The sequence below is a fragment of the Serratia sp. JSRIV004 genome (assembly GCF_019968705.1).
Classification (GTDB): Bacteria; Pseudomonadota; Gammaproteobacteria; order Enterobacterales; family Enterobacteriaceae; genus Chania; species Chania fonticola_B.
On the sequence record NZ_CP074140.1, the window covers coordinates 3,819,503 to 3,833,017 of the forward strand.

The following is a 13,515-nucleotide window of genomic DNA, read 5'->3' on the forward strand; positions in this document are numbered from 1 at the left end:
CACTTCTCCTGAAGGCTTCGTTATTTTTTTAAGCCCCCGCCTGCGGCAACTGCGCCAACAGCCAGGTGACTATCAATAAATCGGCACTACCGCCGGGGCTAAGATTGCGGGCGATGCACGCAACGTCGAACTGCCGCAAACGGGCAATTCCTTGCGCCGTACCTGCCCCTCCCTGTGCCAATAACTGGCTGGCGTAGTGTTGTAACCAGCGCAGCCCTTTAATGCCGCCCCGCGAGGCGACGTTGGTATCATCGTTATGCGCCATCAGCCACAGCAGGCTGTCCAGCAGCGCGACCTGTTCTCCACAACCACTGGCGATCCTCTGGTGATACAGCGGTAACGCACCGCCGCTCACCCGCTGAAAGCCGGATTCAGCCTCACCACGGGCACCGCTCAGGCCAAACTCGGCAAATAACCGTTGCCCTGCCGTCTGGCCCGCGTTGTTACGTTGCAGCTCCCGGCTAACCAACCCACGGCACATCTCGGCCACTTCGCCACACAGGCTTTGGGCGTCAATTTGCCGTTGTTGTTGCTGTAAGCGGCCAAAGGCGCAGCACAACAGCCCCAGCGAGAACACGCTGCCTTTATGGGTGTTGATGCCGCCGGTGGCGTGGAACATCTGTTCTTCACAGGCCATGCCCAATGGGCGCAGGCGTGCAAGCTGCTGCTCGGCGGGCAAAGCGGCGTCGGCCATACCCTGGCGGATAAAATAGGGCAGCCACCGGCCAATCGCCCTTGAGCTACGGTAGAAATGGCCAATATCCATGTCGCGATGCGCGCCATTGTTGTGGCGATCGACCAACCCCGGTTTCGGCGTCAGGTTGACCTCCACCAACAGCGCCCGATAGGCGTCGCGAGCAAAGCGCTGGCTGTGCGAAAGATCTGTAACCGTCGGCTGCCAGTCAGGCTGGGAGTGCATCATTGAGCATCCTTTCCATTGCAGTGAGCAGTTGTTCGGTGCTGTGGCTCTGCTGGCGGGCGCAAATCTTGGCTGGCTGATTGCACAGCAGACAGCTGCGTTCAGGCAGACCAAGTTCACGCCGCGACAGGATCTTCCCTTGCGGGGTCAGTACATCGATATCCCACAGGCGGCCAATTGGCTGCTGGATTTCCAGTTGGATGGTGGCCTCTTTCACCGCGCGGGCATCGGCTTGCAGCGCCAGATAGCCCTCGCAGCCAGTGGGCAGTGCCAGGGTCTTCTGCTGCAAACAAAGCCAGCCTTGCTGGCGATACATCTGCTGCAAGGCCTGCCTGCCCAGATTGAACACGCGCCGCGTCATGGGGCTGTCTTTCACCGCCCCCGGCACCACGAGTGTGAGCACCACCAGCGTGGCGGTAGGATGGCGCGCCAGCCACGCCTGTTGCCGTGCCTGCCGGCATTCACGGCTGGAAAGCAGTTCGGGCAAACTTACGGCGCGGCTGGCGGCCAATTCGGGGGAGATGTAAGCCATGGCGTTACTCCGCGACCTGATGTACGACGTCAATCACCGAACCGTCGCGATAGCGCACCACGGCCACCACGTTGTCGGTAAAGGCGATCGGTTTCGGTTCGCAGGTCAGTACCAGCGCACGCTCACGCAGCCATTCGATGGTGACCACCTGCAGGCCAGCATCACGTAATCTCTGCGCCAGTTCTGGGCGAGCCGGGTTTACGGCAATACCGTGGTCGGTCACCAGAATGTCGATGCTGGAGCCCGGTGTAACGCAGGTGGTCACCTGCTCAACCAGCGTAGGAATGCGGCCACGCACCAACGGTGCGACAATAATCGCCAACCGCGCCGCCGCTGCGGTATCACAGTGGCCACCGGAAGCGCCACGGATCACCCCGTCGGAGCCGGTCAGCACGTTAACGTTAAAGCCGGTGTCAATTTCCAGCGCGCTCAGCACCACCACGTCCAGGCGATCAACCGACGCACCCTTGGAGCTGAAGTTGGCGTACTGATTGGCGCTGATCTCAATATGGTTTGGGTTGCGAGCCAATGACATGGCCGCCGCACGGTCAAAGCTCTGCACGTCCAGCAGTTTGCCGATCAGGCCTTTCTCATGCAGATCCACCATGGTGGAGGTGATGCCGCCCAGTGCAAAACCGGCGCGGACGCCACGGGCACGCATCTTGTCTTCCAGGAAGCGGGTTACGGCCAACGAAGCGCCACCGGTGCCGGTCTGGAGGGAAAAGCCTTCGGTAAAGTAGCCGGAATCGACGATCACTTCGGCAGCACGGCGGGCAATCAACAGCTCACGCGGGTTGGAGGTCATTCGCGTGGCATCGGCCCCAATCTTGTCCGCATCCCCTACTCGCTCCAACTGCACGATCAGATCGACCTGATCCTGTGCCAGACTGGCGGGATGATGCGGATAAGGCACGATCGCTTCGGTCAATAGCACTACGCTACGGGCCGCGGCGGCATCCACCTTGGCATAGCCGAGCGAACCGCAGCAGGCATCGCCGGTATAACCGTTGGCATTGCCGAACTCATCGCAGGTAGGCACCCCGAGGAAGGCAACGTCGATCTGCAACTCACCCGACTCGACCAGGTTGACCCGGCCACCGTGCGAGTGAACCTGCACCGGCTCTTTCAGCAAGCCGCGCGAAATGGCATCTGCCAACGGCCCACGCAGGCCAGAGGTATAAATACGGCTCACCACCCCGTTGCGGATATGGCCGACCAGCGGCGCATGGCAATCGGTCAATGAACTGGAGGCCAGCGTCAGGTTGCGGAAGCCCATCTTCGCCAGCACATCCATCACCTGGTTGAGGGCCAGATCGCCGCCACGGAATGCGTGGTGGAAAGAGATGGTCATGCCGTCCTGCAGGCCGCTGCGGCGGATCGCCACTTCCAGCGACTCACAGCGTTTGATATCGCGCGGTTTCCGCGCCTGCAGGTTGGCCTTGGAGGCTTCCTGATAAAGCCGCATCTCGGCGTGATTGTTCAAGGTCATCAGGCGTTGTTGGCGTTTCATCATGCTTCCTCGCTGTGGTTCGGTTCTTCACGCACGCCGGAAAGCGCTGCGCGTTGCAGTACCAGACGGGCCCGTTCAATCACCGGGCTATCGACCATCTTGCCGTTCAGCGAAACCACGCCGCACCCCTCTTTTTCTGCCGCCTCTGCCGCATCGACCACTCGCTGGGCATGAGCCACTTCTTTGGCGGTTGGTGCATACAGGTTGTGCAGCAGTTCGATCTGGCGTGGGTTAATCAGGGATTTACCGTCAAAACCCAGCTGTTTGATCAGCGCCGCTTCCTGTAGGAAACCCGCTTCATTGTTGGCATCGGAATAGACGGTATCGAACGCCTGGATCCCGGCCGAGCGGGCAGCCTGCAACAGTGAGCAACGGGCGAACAGCAGTTCAATGCCTTCCGGCGAGCGCTCGGTACGCAGATTACGCACATAGTCTTCGGCACCCAGCGCAATCCCGATCAACCTTGGGGAAGCCTGCGCAATCGCCACCGCGTTGGTGATGCCCTGTGCGGACTCGATCGCCGCCAGCAGGCCAGTGCTGCCGACCGGGCGACCACAGGCACGTTCAATGGCGGCGATTTCACGCTCCATATCCACCACGTCCTGCGCGGTGTCGGTTTTTGGCAGACGGACGATATCCGCCCCGCCGCGCACCACCGCTTGCAGATCCGCCAGGCCATAGGCCGAATCCAAGGCGTTAACGCGCACAATGGTTTCAACTTCCTGATACAGCGGGTGTTGCAGCGCGTGATACACCAGGCGACGGGCCGCGTCTTTCTCACGCAGGATCACCGAGTCTTCCAGATCGAACATCAACGCATCGGCCTGATAGATAAAAGCGTTGCTGACCATGGCGGCATTTGCCCCCGGTACGAAAAGCATGCTGCGGCGCATACGGTGTTTATTCAGCGTTTTCACGGCGTTCCTCCCAAGGCAGTGCGGCGGTTTCGCTGGCACGCATCAGCGCGGTTTCCAGCCGTGCACGCAGCACACAGTCCAGTGCGCCTTTATCGTCGACAATCACCTGCACCGGCGGCACGTCATACTGCTGCAAAACCTGCAACAGGGTGTGGCGGATGGCATCGCCGAACTGTTTTTCCACGCTGCTGGCAATCAGCAGATCGTGTTCCGGGCCTTCTGCTGGCGCGATACGGACCATGACATCGCTGGATTCCAGCGTGCCGGCCATTGCTTCTCGGATTATTTTCATTGTTCACCTGATTGTGCGGACTCAAATTCTTGCGGTACTGGCTTGGCCCGGCGCTGTGCCTGCAGATCCTGCAGGTAGTACAGCGTGTCTTTCGGCACCAAAGGCGCTGCGGCGTGGAAGTCTCCCGCGGCCAGCAGCTTGCGCACCCAGGAGGCAGAGATCGCCGTGCCCTGGTACTGCAAGCGCTCAATTTCCACCAGATCGATCGGTGGGCTAGGCAGCGCCGGAGTTTCCAGCCAATAACGCATGTCGCGGTTGTATTTCGCCGTTACGGCGCAGAACGGTTCGTTGCCGACAAATCGATGCGTGATGCCCAACGCGGGGGCCAGATACTGGCGGAAGATTTTCAGATCGATTTCGGTGTAACAGTCGTCGGCAACCCCCTGCTCTTTAATGAAGTAGCAAGGGAAAGTGGCACGGGAGATCACGTATTGAGACCCCTCATGCACCGTCAAATTGGTGATCCCCTCGGTGCCCTTCAGTACCAGATCGCGGCGATCTTCATACGGGAAGCGTGAGGTGTTTTCCTTCACCAGGAACAGATGCAGCCAGTCACATTGGGCGGCGGCTTCCCGCACCAGATATTGATGGCCACGGGTAAAGGGGTTGGCATTCATCACGATGCTGCCAATGGTGTCGCCCGGCTGGCGCTCGCTGGCCAGTTGCGCGGCGTAACGCTTCAGGCGGCACGGGCTGTTTTCCATCAGCACCACGATGCCCGGCACGCTGGCAATCGGATAAAAACCACACTGGCGAAACAGCGTCTCATTCTGCACTTTGGTGTAGATAAACAGCTGGGTGTGATGGCGCTCATAGGCCAGATTCACCAGTTCGGTCGCCAATGATAACGCCAGGCCTTCACCGCGCATTTGCGGGCTGATGGCCACGCATTTGATAATATTTTCGGCGATACCTCCGCAGGCAACCAATTGCTCGCCCTGGGTCACGGTGATAAAAACCTCGACCGTGGTATCAATATTCAGATCGTTACTACGCAAAAAAGCATTAATTGAGGCTATATTTTTGTGATCCGATCTTTTCACCCGAGTAAATACGGTATCGCCCAGCATGTCAGTCTCTCTAAAATAACTTATCAATAACATTTGAAATACAAAATCCCATTACAGTTAACATTAAGGTGTAATAAAAACCTTAAAAACCATCGAGTTGAAATGGTCCATAACACGAACGGGGTATTTAATGGCGCCATGTTAAACACAAATAACGCCCTGATTATTGACCTATTTCACAATCTACCCGCAGTAAATAAGTTGTTTAATGGTTTTTATTTACTTAATTATTTTTATAGTTTTTATTAGCGACATAGTGTTTAATTAAATAACCATCTCGCTGAGATTTAATTAGCAACGTAATTAAGCAACGGGGAATTAACATGGAGTGGCTAAATATTCTGATTGTTGAGGATGAAACGCCGTTGGCAGAAATGCATGCGGAATTCATCAAGCAGAATGGCGGATGCCGGCAGATTTGGCTGGCGGGTACCCTGGCACAGGCACGCACGATGACCGAGCGTTTCAAACCCGATCTGATCCTGCTGGATAATTTCCTGCCAGACGGCCAAGGCATAGAACTACTGCGCGAACTGACGCTACAAGGCTACGGCGGTGGCATTGTGTTTATCACCGCCGCCAGCGATATGGACACCGTGGCCGAAGCGCTGCGCTATGGCGTGTTCGATTACCTGATCAAACCCCTGGCCTATGACCGCCTGGCGCAAACCCTGCAACGCTTTAGCCAACGGCGCGAAGCGCTGAAAGACAAGGCGCGGGTCAACCAACGCCGCATTGATGAAATGTTCAACACCTACGCCCGCGGTGGCGATCAGGCCGCGTTGCCCACCGGCATTGATGAGCTGACGCTGATAAAGATCCGCGATTTGTTCGAAGATCCGCAGGTGCGTCATACGGCAGAAAGCGTGGCACAACAAATTGGGCTGAGCCGCACCACCGCTCGGCGCTACCTGGAGTTTTTTAGCGCCAACGATCAATTAGTGGCGGAGATTATTTACGGCAAGGTGGGCAGACCCCAGCGGATCTATCGTTCAGCAAGCCATGGTTAAACAGGAGCGCCCAACATACAGTGATGTAGTGGGCTGCTTCTGAGGCTATCGAACCTGTTTGGTGAACTTGCCCTATCACTACAACGGCTTGTTCTGCCCTAAGAACCGCAATGCCAGGACCTTCGCACCTTTGACAAAGATAAACGCCAGCAGTAGCGACCCCCACAGTGCCATGGTGATATAGCTACTGACGCCCATGATATTTAGCCCGCTCTCCAGCATTTGCAGCAGGAACAGCGCTAACACAATGCCGAAGACCCTACCAAATCCGCCGTCAGGATTTACCCCACCCAATACCGTCGCCAGGATAGTGATAAGCAACAGTGACTCGCCGTAGGAGGCTTTGGCCGAGTTGAGTTTCGACATCATCAGCAACGCCGCGACGGCGCACAGTAACGAGGAAATCACATAAACCCAAATCAGCGTGCGGCGGGTGTTAATCCCAGAGTAAAAGGTGGCTTTCTCGTTGGAGCCGGACAGGTATATCTGACGGCCCAGCGGGGTCTTGGCCAACATAAGCCAAAGCAGCAACGCCACCACGGCAAACAGGTAAAGCGGGACTGGAACCCCAAGAAAATAGCTGCGGTCCAATGCCAGTACATAGCTCGGAAAGTTAGAAATCGCCGAGCCTTTGGAGATCAGCACATTGATCCCTTTGAGCAAGGTCATGATGCCCAGTGTCGCCAAAATTGGGGATACCCGAACCACCGAGATAAGCACCCCATTGATGATCCCCACCACCAAGGCAACCGCCCCCCCCGCCAACAGCATCACTATCAATGAACTGAACGTTGGCTCAAGATGGGTACACACCCAGGCCATCACCAGCGCACTGGCGTTCGCAGTGGCAATAATGGATAAGTTGATGCCACCGGTCAGCATGGTGATCGCCATTGCCAGCGTCAATATCCCCACGACGGGGATCTGTGAGGCGATGGATTGGAAATTGGCCGCAGACCAGAATACCTGTGGGATCAGCACACTGAACACGCCCGCCACCAGCACCAGCAGTGCCACCAACCAGCGCTCGGTATGATCACGTTGAGTTGTTTTCGACATGGTTATATCCCTACCTTATGACGTTGGCCCCAGGCTGTCACACTGATACTGATGACTATCACCAGACCGATCACCACGCTATGCCAGTACGACGAAATACCCAGTAAATTCAGACCATTTTGCAATATTGCCAGCAAGATCACCCCGAGCAGAGTGCCGGTTAGGGTCCCCCGTCCACCGACAATACTGGTACCGCCCAGCACCACCGCCGCCAGCACGGTGAGTTCATAACCGAGCAACGAATCCGGTGCCACCGTCAAGACGGTATAGGACTGCACCACACCGGCGATACCGGATAAAAACCCCATATAGCCATAAACAAACAGTTGCAGCTTTACAATGCTGAACCCCATGCGGGATGCCGCTTCCTGATTACCGCCCAACGCATAAATTTGCCGGCCAATGCTGGTGCGTGTCATCACCAAAGCAGTGACAATAATCGTCGCCAGCAAGGTCAAAATGGGCAGCGAAAGGCCATAGTCATAGCCGTCAGCGGCGGTGAAGGAGAACAGCATTGGCCCATGTTCGAACCATTCCGGATAGGTATACAGCCAGACACCCCGGCTGAGATACAGCAGCAACCCGTAGAAGATATTCAGCGTGGAAATGGTAATAATGATGGACGGTACCCGCAGGCGATTAACCAAGAGCGCATTGATCAACCCCAGCAACAATCCGATGCCTCCTGCCAACGCGAAAGCCACCGGGAAATTACCGCCAAACTTCGCAATGAATGTCACCATGACATATTGCGAGATAATGGTCATCGCCGGGAATGAAATGTCAATACCGCCAGAAATCAAGACGATAAAAAACCCGCACGCCAAAATGGTCAGCATGGCGTAGTTATTTATCAAGTCATAAATATTGGCGAGCGTCAAAAATTCTGGGCTGGTGAAAGCAAGATAAGTCGAAATAATCAATAGGGTAAAAGCCAACATAACTTCATGGCGTTTCAGATGCTCTTTATTAAATAATCCTGTTTTGCCTACATCAGGCTTATTGAGTGCATGGGGATTAGCCATTGACTACCTCCGCAATGGCAGCTTCGCTGCAGTTACTCGGCAAGAACTCCTGCACAAGCCGCCCAGACCGCATAACCAGAATACGGTGGCTATTAAAGTAAGCTTCATCAATCTCATCACAAACCATTAATACCGCAATCCCCCGCGCCGCCAATGCATTGATAATATTATAAATGCCTGCTTTGTTGGCGATGTCGACCCCAACGGTCGGCGAGTCGAGGATCAGTATTTGCGGGTCGGTTGCCAGCCATTTGGCGATGGCAATACGCTGGGCATTTCCACCGGATAACGTATTGACCGGCAGGTCGCTATTACCGATTTTGATCGACAGATGTTTCACCATGTCTTCGACCAGCGTGTCGACTCGCTCGGCCCGCATCAGGTGCAAGGCATTTTTAAGCCGGTGTAATACCGTGGCACTGATATTGTCGCGGATTGATTGCTCCATAATCAGCCCGGTGCTCATCCGGTCTTCCGAGACATAGCCCACACCGGCGGCAATGGCATCGCGGTTACTGGCGAACCGCATTGGCTTATCATTGATACGAATGCTGCCCGACTCGGGTTTGGTTAAACCAAATAGACTGAGGCACAGTTCTGTGCGGCCAGACCCGAGCAAACCAACCAGCGCGACAATTTCGCCAGGATGCAAAGCCAGTGAGATATCCTGATATTGATTGCCACGGGAAAGCGCTTCCACTGCCATCACGACAGGGCGTGCTTCGCTGTAAGGCGGTAGCACCTGAAAATCAAATTTCATATCCGTCATCAGCCAGGCAAGCCGCTGGTTGTCCACTTCAGCCGCAGGGTAGGTTCCAACCCACTGGCCATCTTTCAGCACGGTAATACGGTCTGAAATCTCCAGCACTTCGCTCAACCGGTGACTCACAAATACCACACAGATATTGCGTGATTTCAGCTCATGCACCACCCGTAGCAAGCCGTTGACTTCCTGCCGGGTCAGCGACGCGGTTGGCTCATCCATCACAATGAGGCGGGCATCTTGTGCCAGTGCACGACAGATAGCGACTAACTGTTTCTGGGCGATGGATAAATTCTCAACCAATTCGTCCAGATTAAGGTGGGCATCAATGCTGTTAATGACGCGTTCGGCGGTCTCACGCATCTGACGTTTATTCACCCACAGCTGATGGTGATAATGGTTCATGGCGATATTCTCAGCCACGGTCAGATTCGGGAATAAGGATAAATCCTGATAAATGACCTGGATCCCCAGGCGGACAGACTCAATAGGTGTCAGGGTTGAATAGGTTTTGCCATCAATAATAATGGCGGCATCTCTATCGGGTTGGTAAACACCGGAGATAATCTTGATCAGTGTTGATTTGCCACAACCGTTCTGCCCAGCGAGGCAATGTACCTCACCCGGTAACAGGGTCATAGCCACCTTATTCAGCGCCTTGACGCCATAAAAGGTTTTACTGATATTTTCCAGGGTAATAAATGGCTGCATACATCCTCTTACGCCAGGCGAGCAATGGTTGCAGAGCCGGACAAGGCATCCGGCTCTGCGGTCATGCGGGGGAATTAATACAGGGAATCCACGTTATCTTTGGTAACTCGCAGTACATTGTGGAACTGAATCAGGTGTTTATCCTGATCAACTTCCGCTTTACCCACCCCAGGGATCTCCATGCCTGTTTCGATCTTCTCACCTTTAAGCACTTTGTCAGCAACGGCGGTCAATGCATATCCAGCAGAACCTGGGTCATAAGTGACACCCATGGCGATATCACCACTTTTAATCAGCGAGGCTGCCTGAGAGGGGATCATCATGCCGAATACGTGGACCTTGTTTTTCGCCCGCTTCTCTTTCACTGCACGGCCTGCACCAATTGGGCCTTGTGAACCGAAGGCCACAATCCCTTTCAGGTCGCTATGCGCTTTCATCAGATCCAGTGTGGTGCGGCGTGAGTCATCAATGCTCTCGGCGACGGGCATACGGCTAGTCACTTCAAACATTTCCGGATAATGCGCTTTCTGGTACTTAACAAACAAATCTGCCCACAGGTTATGCTGTGGCACGGTCAGGCTGCCGACATAAATGACATACCCACCCTTGCCGCCCATCGCTTTTGCCATTTCTTCCACGTTGTCGGCGGCAAATTTGGCGTTATCAATGATTTCAATATCCCAGTTAGCGCTAGGCTGCCCTGGTGATTCGTTGGTTAATACCACGATACCGGCGTCACGCGCTTTCTTGAAGACGGGCTCCAATACATCGGCATCGTTCGGCACGATACTGATGGCACTGACTTTCTTGGCGATTAAATCTTCAATAATTTTAACCTGTTGTGGAGCATCGGTACTGGATGGGCCGACTTGATAGGCTTTGATACCCAGTTCTTTACCGGCACGTTCCACACCTTCACCCATACGGTTGAACCAGGGCATTCCCGCGATTTTCGAAATATTGACGACTTCCACTTCTTGCGCCAATGCACCGCCCGAGCCCACCAGCATGCTGAACAGGCTAGCCGCCAATAACGTTTTCACACTCAATTTTTTCATCTAACACTCCCGGATCTAATGTAGGTTGAGGCATAATCGCCAAATAGCGAGGTAACTCATTGGTATTATTTATATTTTATTGTTAGTGACGGTTTCCCGGGATGCCGATTTTACATCTGCACAACATTCCCGTAGAGGGACTCTACAGCCTCGATAGCGATTTCCCCCATATCTTTGAATGCTATTTATATGGACAAACCTGCAACCTTCCCGGTTTGCGACGGGGGTCATGATCCTGAGGGGATAAACGAGGCGAAATGCGTAAAAATAACCGTCAGGAAGGCAATAACAGCGCTGGTGACAGGGATACTCTGGGTCGATGCGGCAGGCCATTTTAATGCCAATCTGTTAACTCCCTTCCATTTTGCAGCGCAACAGTTGCCAGCCAGAGTTTTCCTGCGCATGATGCGGAAAATCTCACACTTTGTTACAGGCTTATGATTAACGTTGCGCTGATAGACGACCACGTGGTGGTTCGTTCCGGGTTTGCCCAGTTACTGTCGTTGGAAGAGGATATCCGTATCGTCGGCCAGTTCGACTCGGCGGCACAGGCATGGCCGCACTTGCTGCGCGATCCGATCGACGTAGCGGTGCTGGATATCGCCATGCCGGATGAAAGCGGCCTCAGCCTGCTCCAGCGTTTACGCCAACAGCGCCCCACCTTTCGCGCCATCATCCTCAGCATCTATGACACCAATGCCTTCGTGCAAAGCGCTATCGATGCCGGGGCCGGTGGTTATCTCACCAAACGCTGCGGCCCCCATGAACTGGTGCAGGCGGTTCGCGCCGTCAGCAGCGGTGGGCTTTACCTGTGCGCGGATGCCTTGCGAGCGCTGCGCCATACTCCGCAGCCACCGAAAGAATTGCAGGTACTCACCCCGCGCGAGAAAGAGATCTTCGATCTGCTGGTCAACGGCCTGAGTGTCAAAACCATCGCCCAACAGTTGACCTTAAGCCATAAGACCGTGCAGGTGCACCGCGCCAACATCCTCGGCAAACTGCATTGCGACACCACCGTAGAACTGGTGCATTTCGCGCTGCAACATCAACTGCTTGCCGGGAGTTAGCCGGTGCCGCCAATGGTGCGCCGCCTGGCGCTTTCGCTGTTTCTGGCGCTGTTTTTTGCCCTCAGTTGGCTAGCCCTGTGGACCATTAGCCTGCATCTGAGCCATGACGGCCAGCAGGCCGTGCTGCTGTTTCCCCAAGGGCTACGGCTAGCGCTGCTGATCCTGTTACCCCGACGTTACTGGCTCACGCTATTACTGGCGGAAGCCGCTACGCTGCTATGGCTGCATGACCAGCAATTGCTGAGCGATCGCTCGGTGCTACTGCTACCGTTGTTAAGCCTGCTACCGGCCTGGGGCACTCAGCGGCTGTGGTATCGCTATCACCTGTATTGGCAACGGCTGTCGCTATTGCTGGCGGCCATCGCGGCCAATTCGCTGCTGTGCGGGTTACTGGCGGGGGTCTGGCTGCCATCCAGTATCAGTCAAACCTTGCTGACCAGCTTTACCGGCGGCGTACTGCTGGTGCCTTTCGTCTATCTGATTTATACCTACCTGCGCCAGCAACTGGTGACGTCGATGCCCGTTCCGCGCCCCTCGACACCACAGCTACGCACCTCTCTTCTGCTGTGGTGTTCACTGTTTCTCACCATGGGGATTTGCGTGCAACTGGCGATCGCCCCGCAGATGGAGCGGCTGCTGCTGATCTTTATCTTTCTGCCCAACGTGTTTATGGCTTATCGCTTTGGCTGGCAAGGGGGCGTCCTGGCGGCGCTGTTTGGCAGCGTGATGATCACCCTCACCCGCCAGGCTGGTGGCGCGTTTCAGGGTCTGCAAGAGTTGGAGCTATTCCTTTCTACCCAGGCGCTGTTGGGGATTGGGCTGGGGATTGCCATCAGCCGTCAGCAGCAATTGGCGCAAAAGCTACAGCGCTATCGCCAACAGTTGGAGCAGGAATTAGCGGCCAAAAGACACCTGATGGAGCGGCTGATAGGTACCGAAGAAGAGGTGCGCAAGGCCATCGCTCGCGAGTTGCATGACGAGATCGGCCAGAATATTACCGCCATTCAGATCCAGGCAATGTTGGTCAACCGCAGCGCCACCGCCCCGGCCACCCGCCTGGCCGCGGAGCAGATCGATTCGCTATCGCAACGCATCCACCACACCACCCGCACCCTGCTACGGCAATTGCGCCCACCGGTGTTGGAAGAGATGGCGCTGGACAAAGCCCTTCATCACCTGGCCGATGAGTTTTCCTTTGCCGAACAGGGGATCAGCTTCCAGCTGGATTACCGCCTGCCAGCCACGCCAGATGATGAAACCCTGGTATTTACCCTCTACCGTGTGGCACAGGAGCTGCTCAATAACATCAGCAAACACGCCTGCGCCAGCCATGTGCATTTAAGCCTGACGCAAACCCACCAGACGATCACCCTGGAAGTCCGTGACAACGGCCAGGGCATGCCGTTGCAACCCACCAGCGGCTTTGGCCTGCGCGGTATCGAAGAGCGAGTGCGCGCATTGGGGGGCGATTGGCGGCTCCATCGGCGTAATGGCACGCGCATAATTGTTAACCTGCCCACAAAACTGAACAAAAACTCCGTCTGACTAGGACTAAGTCTTAGGTGCCTAAAACCTTGTCTCA

Annotated in this window: 14 protein-coding genes; 4 read left to right on the forward strand and 10 right to left on the reverse strand. The window is 55.4% G+C overall.

Annotated elements, in window-relative coordinates; all coding sequences use genetic code 11:
* Nucleotides 1-28 precede the first annotated feature (28 nt).
* The 6 genes from citG to citC are packed head-to-tail and all read right to left on the reverse strand — an operon-like array spanning nucleotide 29 to nucleotide 5,240.
* Entirely contained in the window at nucleotides 29-922 is an 894-nt protein-coding gene (gene citG / locus KGP21_RS18375; protein ID WP_059201157.1) for a triphosphoribosyl-dephospho-CoA synthase CitG, read from the reverse strand.
* Nucleotides 903-1,451, reverse strand: coding sequence for a citrate lyase holo-[acyl-carrier protein] synthase (gene citX / locus KGP21_RS18380; RefSeq protein WP_094982591.1), 549 nt, complete (start codon nucleotides 1,449-1,451; stop codon nucleotides 903-905). The genes citG and citX overlap by 20 nt, the downstream gene beginning before the upstream one ends.
* A gap of 4 nt (nucleotides 1,452-1,455) precedes the next feature.
* The gene (gene citF, locus KGP21_RS18385; protein WP_223535952.1) at nucleotides 1,456-2,961 is read right to left on the reverse strand and encodes a citrate lyase subunit alpha; all 1,506 of its coding nucleotides are present in this window, start codon (nucleotides 2,959-2,961) and stop codon (nucleotides 1,456-1,458) included.
* Nucleotides 2,961-3,854: a citrate (pro-3S)-lyase subunit beta gene (citE, locus tag KGP21_RS18390; RefSeq protein WP_371824870.1), complete on the reverse strand. Its 894-nt coding sequence runs from the start codon at nucleotides 3,852-3,854 to the stop codon at nucleotides 2,961-2,963. The genes citF and citE overlap by 1 nt, the downstream gene beginning before the upstream one ends.
* Before the next feature lie 7 nt (nucleotides 3,855-3,861).
* Nucleotides 3,862-4,170, reverse strand: coding sequence for a citrate lyase acyl carrier protein (gene citD, locus KGP21_RS18395; protein WP_021180301.1), 309 nt, complete (start codon nucleotides 4,168-4,170; stop codon nucleotides 3,862-3,864).
* A complete protein-coding gene (gene citC / locus KGP21_RS18400) occupies nucleotides 4,167-5,240 on the reverse strand; it encodes a [citrate (pro-3S)-lyase] ligase (RefSeq protein ID WP_218519168.1) in 1,074 nt (357 codons plus the stop codon). Before citC ends, citD begins: the two co-directional genes overlap by 4 nt.
* Nucleotides 5,241-5,563: 323 nt before the next feature.
* Between citC and dpiA the strand changes: the two genes are divergently transcribed.
* Entirely contained in the window at nucleotides 5,564-6,250 is a 687-nt protein-coding gene (gene dpiA / locus KGP21_RS18405) for a two-component response regulator DpiA (protein ID WP_059201159.1), read from the forward strand.
* A 78-nt stretch (nucleotides 6,251-6,328) separates the two neighbouring features.
* Here dpiA and KGP21_RS18410 read toward each other — a convergent pair whose 3' ends face one another.
* The 4 genes from KGP21_RS18410 to KGP21_RS18425 form a co-directional block, all read right to left on the reverse strand.
* A complete protein-coding gene (locus KGP21_RS18410; RefSeq protein ID WP_218519167.1) occupies nucleotides 6,329-7,309 on the reverse strand; it encodes an ABC transporter permease in 981 nt (326 codons plus the stop codon).
* Between the two features lie 2 nt (nucleotides 7,310-7,311).
* On the reverse strand, nucleotides 7,312-8,250 hold the full coding sequence (locus KGP21_RS18415; RefSeq protein WP_037375581.1) for an ABC transporter permease: 939 nt from the start codon (nucleotides 8,248-8,250) through the stop codon (nucleotides 7,312-7,314).
* A gap of 76 nt (nucleotides 8,251-8,326) precedes the next feature.
* Complete coding sequence (locus KGP21_RS18420; RefSeq protein WP_218519166.1) at nucleotides 8,327-9,808, reverse strand: sugar ABC transporter ATP-binding protein; 1,482 nt, start codon at nucleotides 9,806-9,808, stop codon at nucleotides 8,327-8,329.
* Between the two features lie 74 nt (nucleotides 9,809-9,882).
* Nucleotides 9,883-10,818, reverse strand: coding sequence for an autoinducer 2 ABC transporter substrate-binding protein (locus KGP21_RS18425; protein WP_223538537.1), 936 nt, complete (start codon nucleotides 10,816-10,818; stop codon nucleotides 9,883-9,885).
* Nucleotides 10,819-11,055: 237 nt separating this feature from the next.
* On the opposite strand from KGP21_RS18425, the gene KGP21_RS18430 reads away from it, so the two are divergent.
* From KGP21_RS18430 to KGP21_RS18440, 3 genes are read left to right on the forward strand one after another with little or no spacing between them, the layout of a single operon-like run.
* Complete coding sequence (locus KGP21_RS18430) at nucleotides 11,056-11,307, forward strand: hypothetical protein (RefSeq protein ID WP_223535956.1); 252 nt, start codon at nucleotides 11,056-11,058, stop codon at nucleotides 11,305-11,307.
* Nucleotides 11,304-11,933 carry a response regulator transcription factor gene (locus KGP21_RS18435; protein WP_021805795.1) on the forward strand — a complete coding sequence of 210 codons (630 nt, stop codon included), beginning with the start codon at nucleotides 11,304-11,306 and terminating at the stop codon, nucleotides 11,931-11,933. The genes KGP21_RS18430 and KGP21_RS18435 overlap by 4 nt, the downstream gene beginning before the upstream one ends.
* A gap of 12 nt (nucleotides 11,934-11,945) precedes the next feature.
* On the forward strand, nucleotides 11,946-13,478 hold the full coding sequence (locus KGP21_RS18440; protein ID WP_223538538.1) for an MASE1 domain-containing protein: 1,533 nt from the start codon (nucleotides 11,946-11,948) through the stop codon (nucleotides 13,476-13,478).
* The last annotated feature ends 37 nt before the right edge of the window (nucleotides 13,479-13,515 follow it).

What these genes read in the sequence shown, in the direction of transcription:
- KGP21_RS18410 (WP_218519167.1), bottom strand. Translation starts at nt 7,309, where the DNA reads ATGTCGAAAACAACTCAACGTGATCATACCGAGCGCTGGTTGGTGGCA.
- citD (WP_021180301.1), bottom strand. Translation starts at nt 4,170, where the DNA reads ATGAAAATAATCCGAGAAGCAATGGCCGGCACGCTGGAATCCAGCGAT.
- KGP21_RS18440 (WP_223538538.1), top strand. Translation starts at nt 11,946, where the DNA reads ATGGTGCGCCGCCTGGCGCTTTCGCTGTTTCTGGCGCTGTTTTTTGCC.
- citF (WP_223535952.1), bottom strand. Translation starts at nt 2,961, where the DNA reads ATGAAACGCCAACAACGCCTGATGACCTTGAACAATCACGCCGAGATG.
- citE (WP_371824870.1), bottom strand. Translation starts at nt 3,854, where the DNA reads ATGCGCCGCAGCATGCTTTTCGTACCGGGGGCAAATGCCGCCATGGTC.
- dpiA (WP_059201159.1), top strand. Translation starts at nt 5,564, where the DNA reads ATGGAGTGGCTAAATATTCTGATTGTTGAGGATGAAACGCCGTTGGCA.
- citX (WP_094982591.1), bottom strand. Translation starts at nt 1,451, where the DNA reads ATGGCTTACATCTCCCCCGAATTGGCCGCCAGCCGCGCCGTAAGTTTG.
- KGP21_RS18430 (WP_223535956.1), top strand. Translation starts at nt 11,056, where the DNA reads ATGGACAAACCTGCAACCTTCCCGGTTTGCGACGGGGGTCATGATCCT.
- citG (WP_059201157.1), bottom strand. Translation starts at nt 922, where the DNA reads ATGATGCACTCCCAGCCTGACTGGCAGCCGACGGTTACAGATCTTTCG.
- KGP21_RS18420 (WP_218519166.1), bottom strand. Translation starts at nt 9,808, where the DNA reads ATGCAGCCATTTATTACCCTGGAAAATATCAGTAAAACCTTTTATGGC.
- KGP21_RS18425 (WP_223538537.1), bottom strand. Translation starts at nt 10,818, where the DNA reads ATGCTGGTGGGCTCGGGCGGTGCATTGGCGCAAGAAGTGGAAGTCGTC.
- citC (WP_218519168.1), bottom strand. Translation starts at nt 5,240, where the DNA reads ATGCTGGGCGATACCGTATTTACTCGGGTGAAAAGATCGGATCACAAA.
- KGP21_RS18415 (WP_037375581.1), bottom strand. Translation starts at nt 8,250, where the DNA reads ATGTTGGCTTTTACCCTATTGATTATTTCGACTTATCTTGCTTTCACC.
- KGP21_RS18435 (WP_021805795.1), top strand. Translation starts at nt 11,304, where the DNA reads ATGATTAACGTTGCGCTGATAGACGACCACGTGGTGGTTCGTTCCGGG.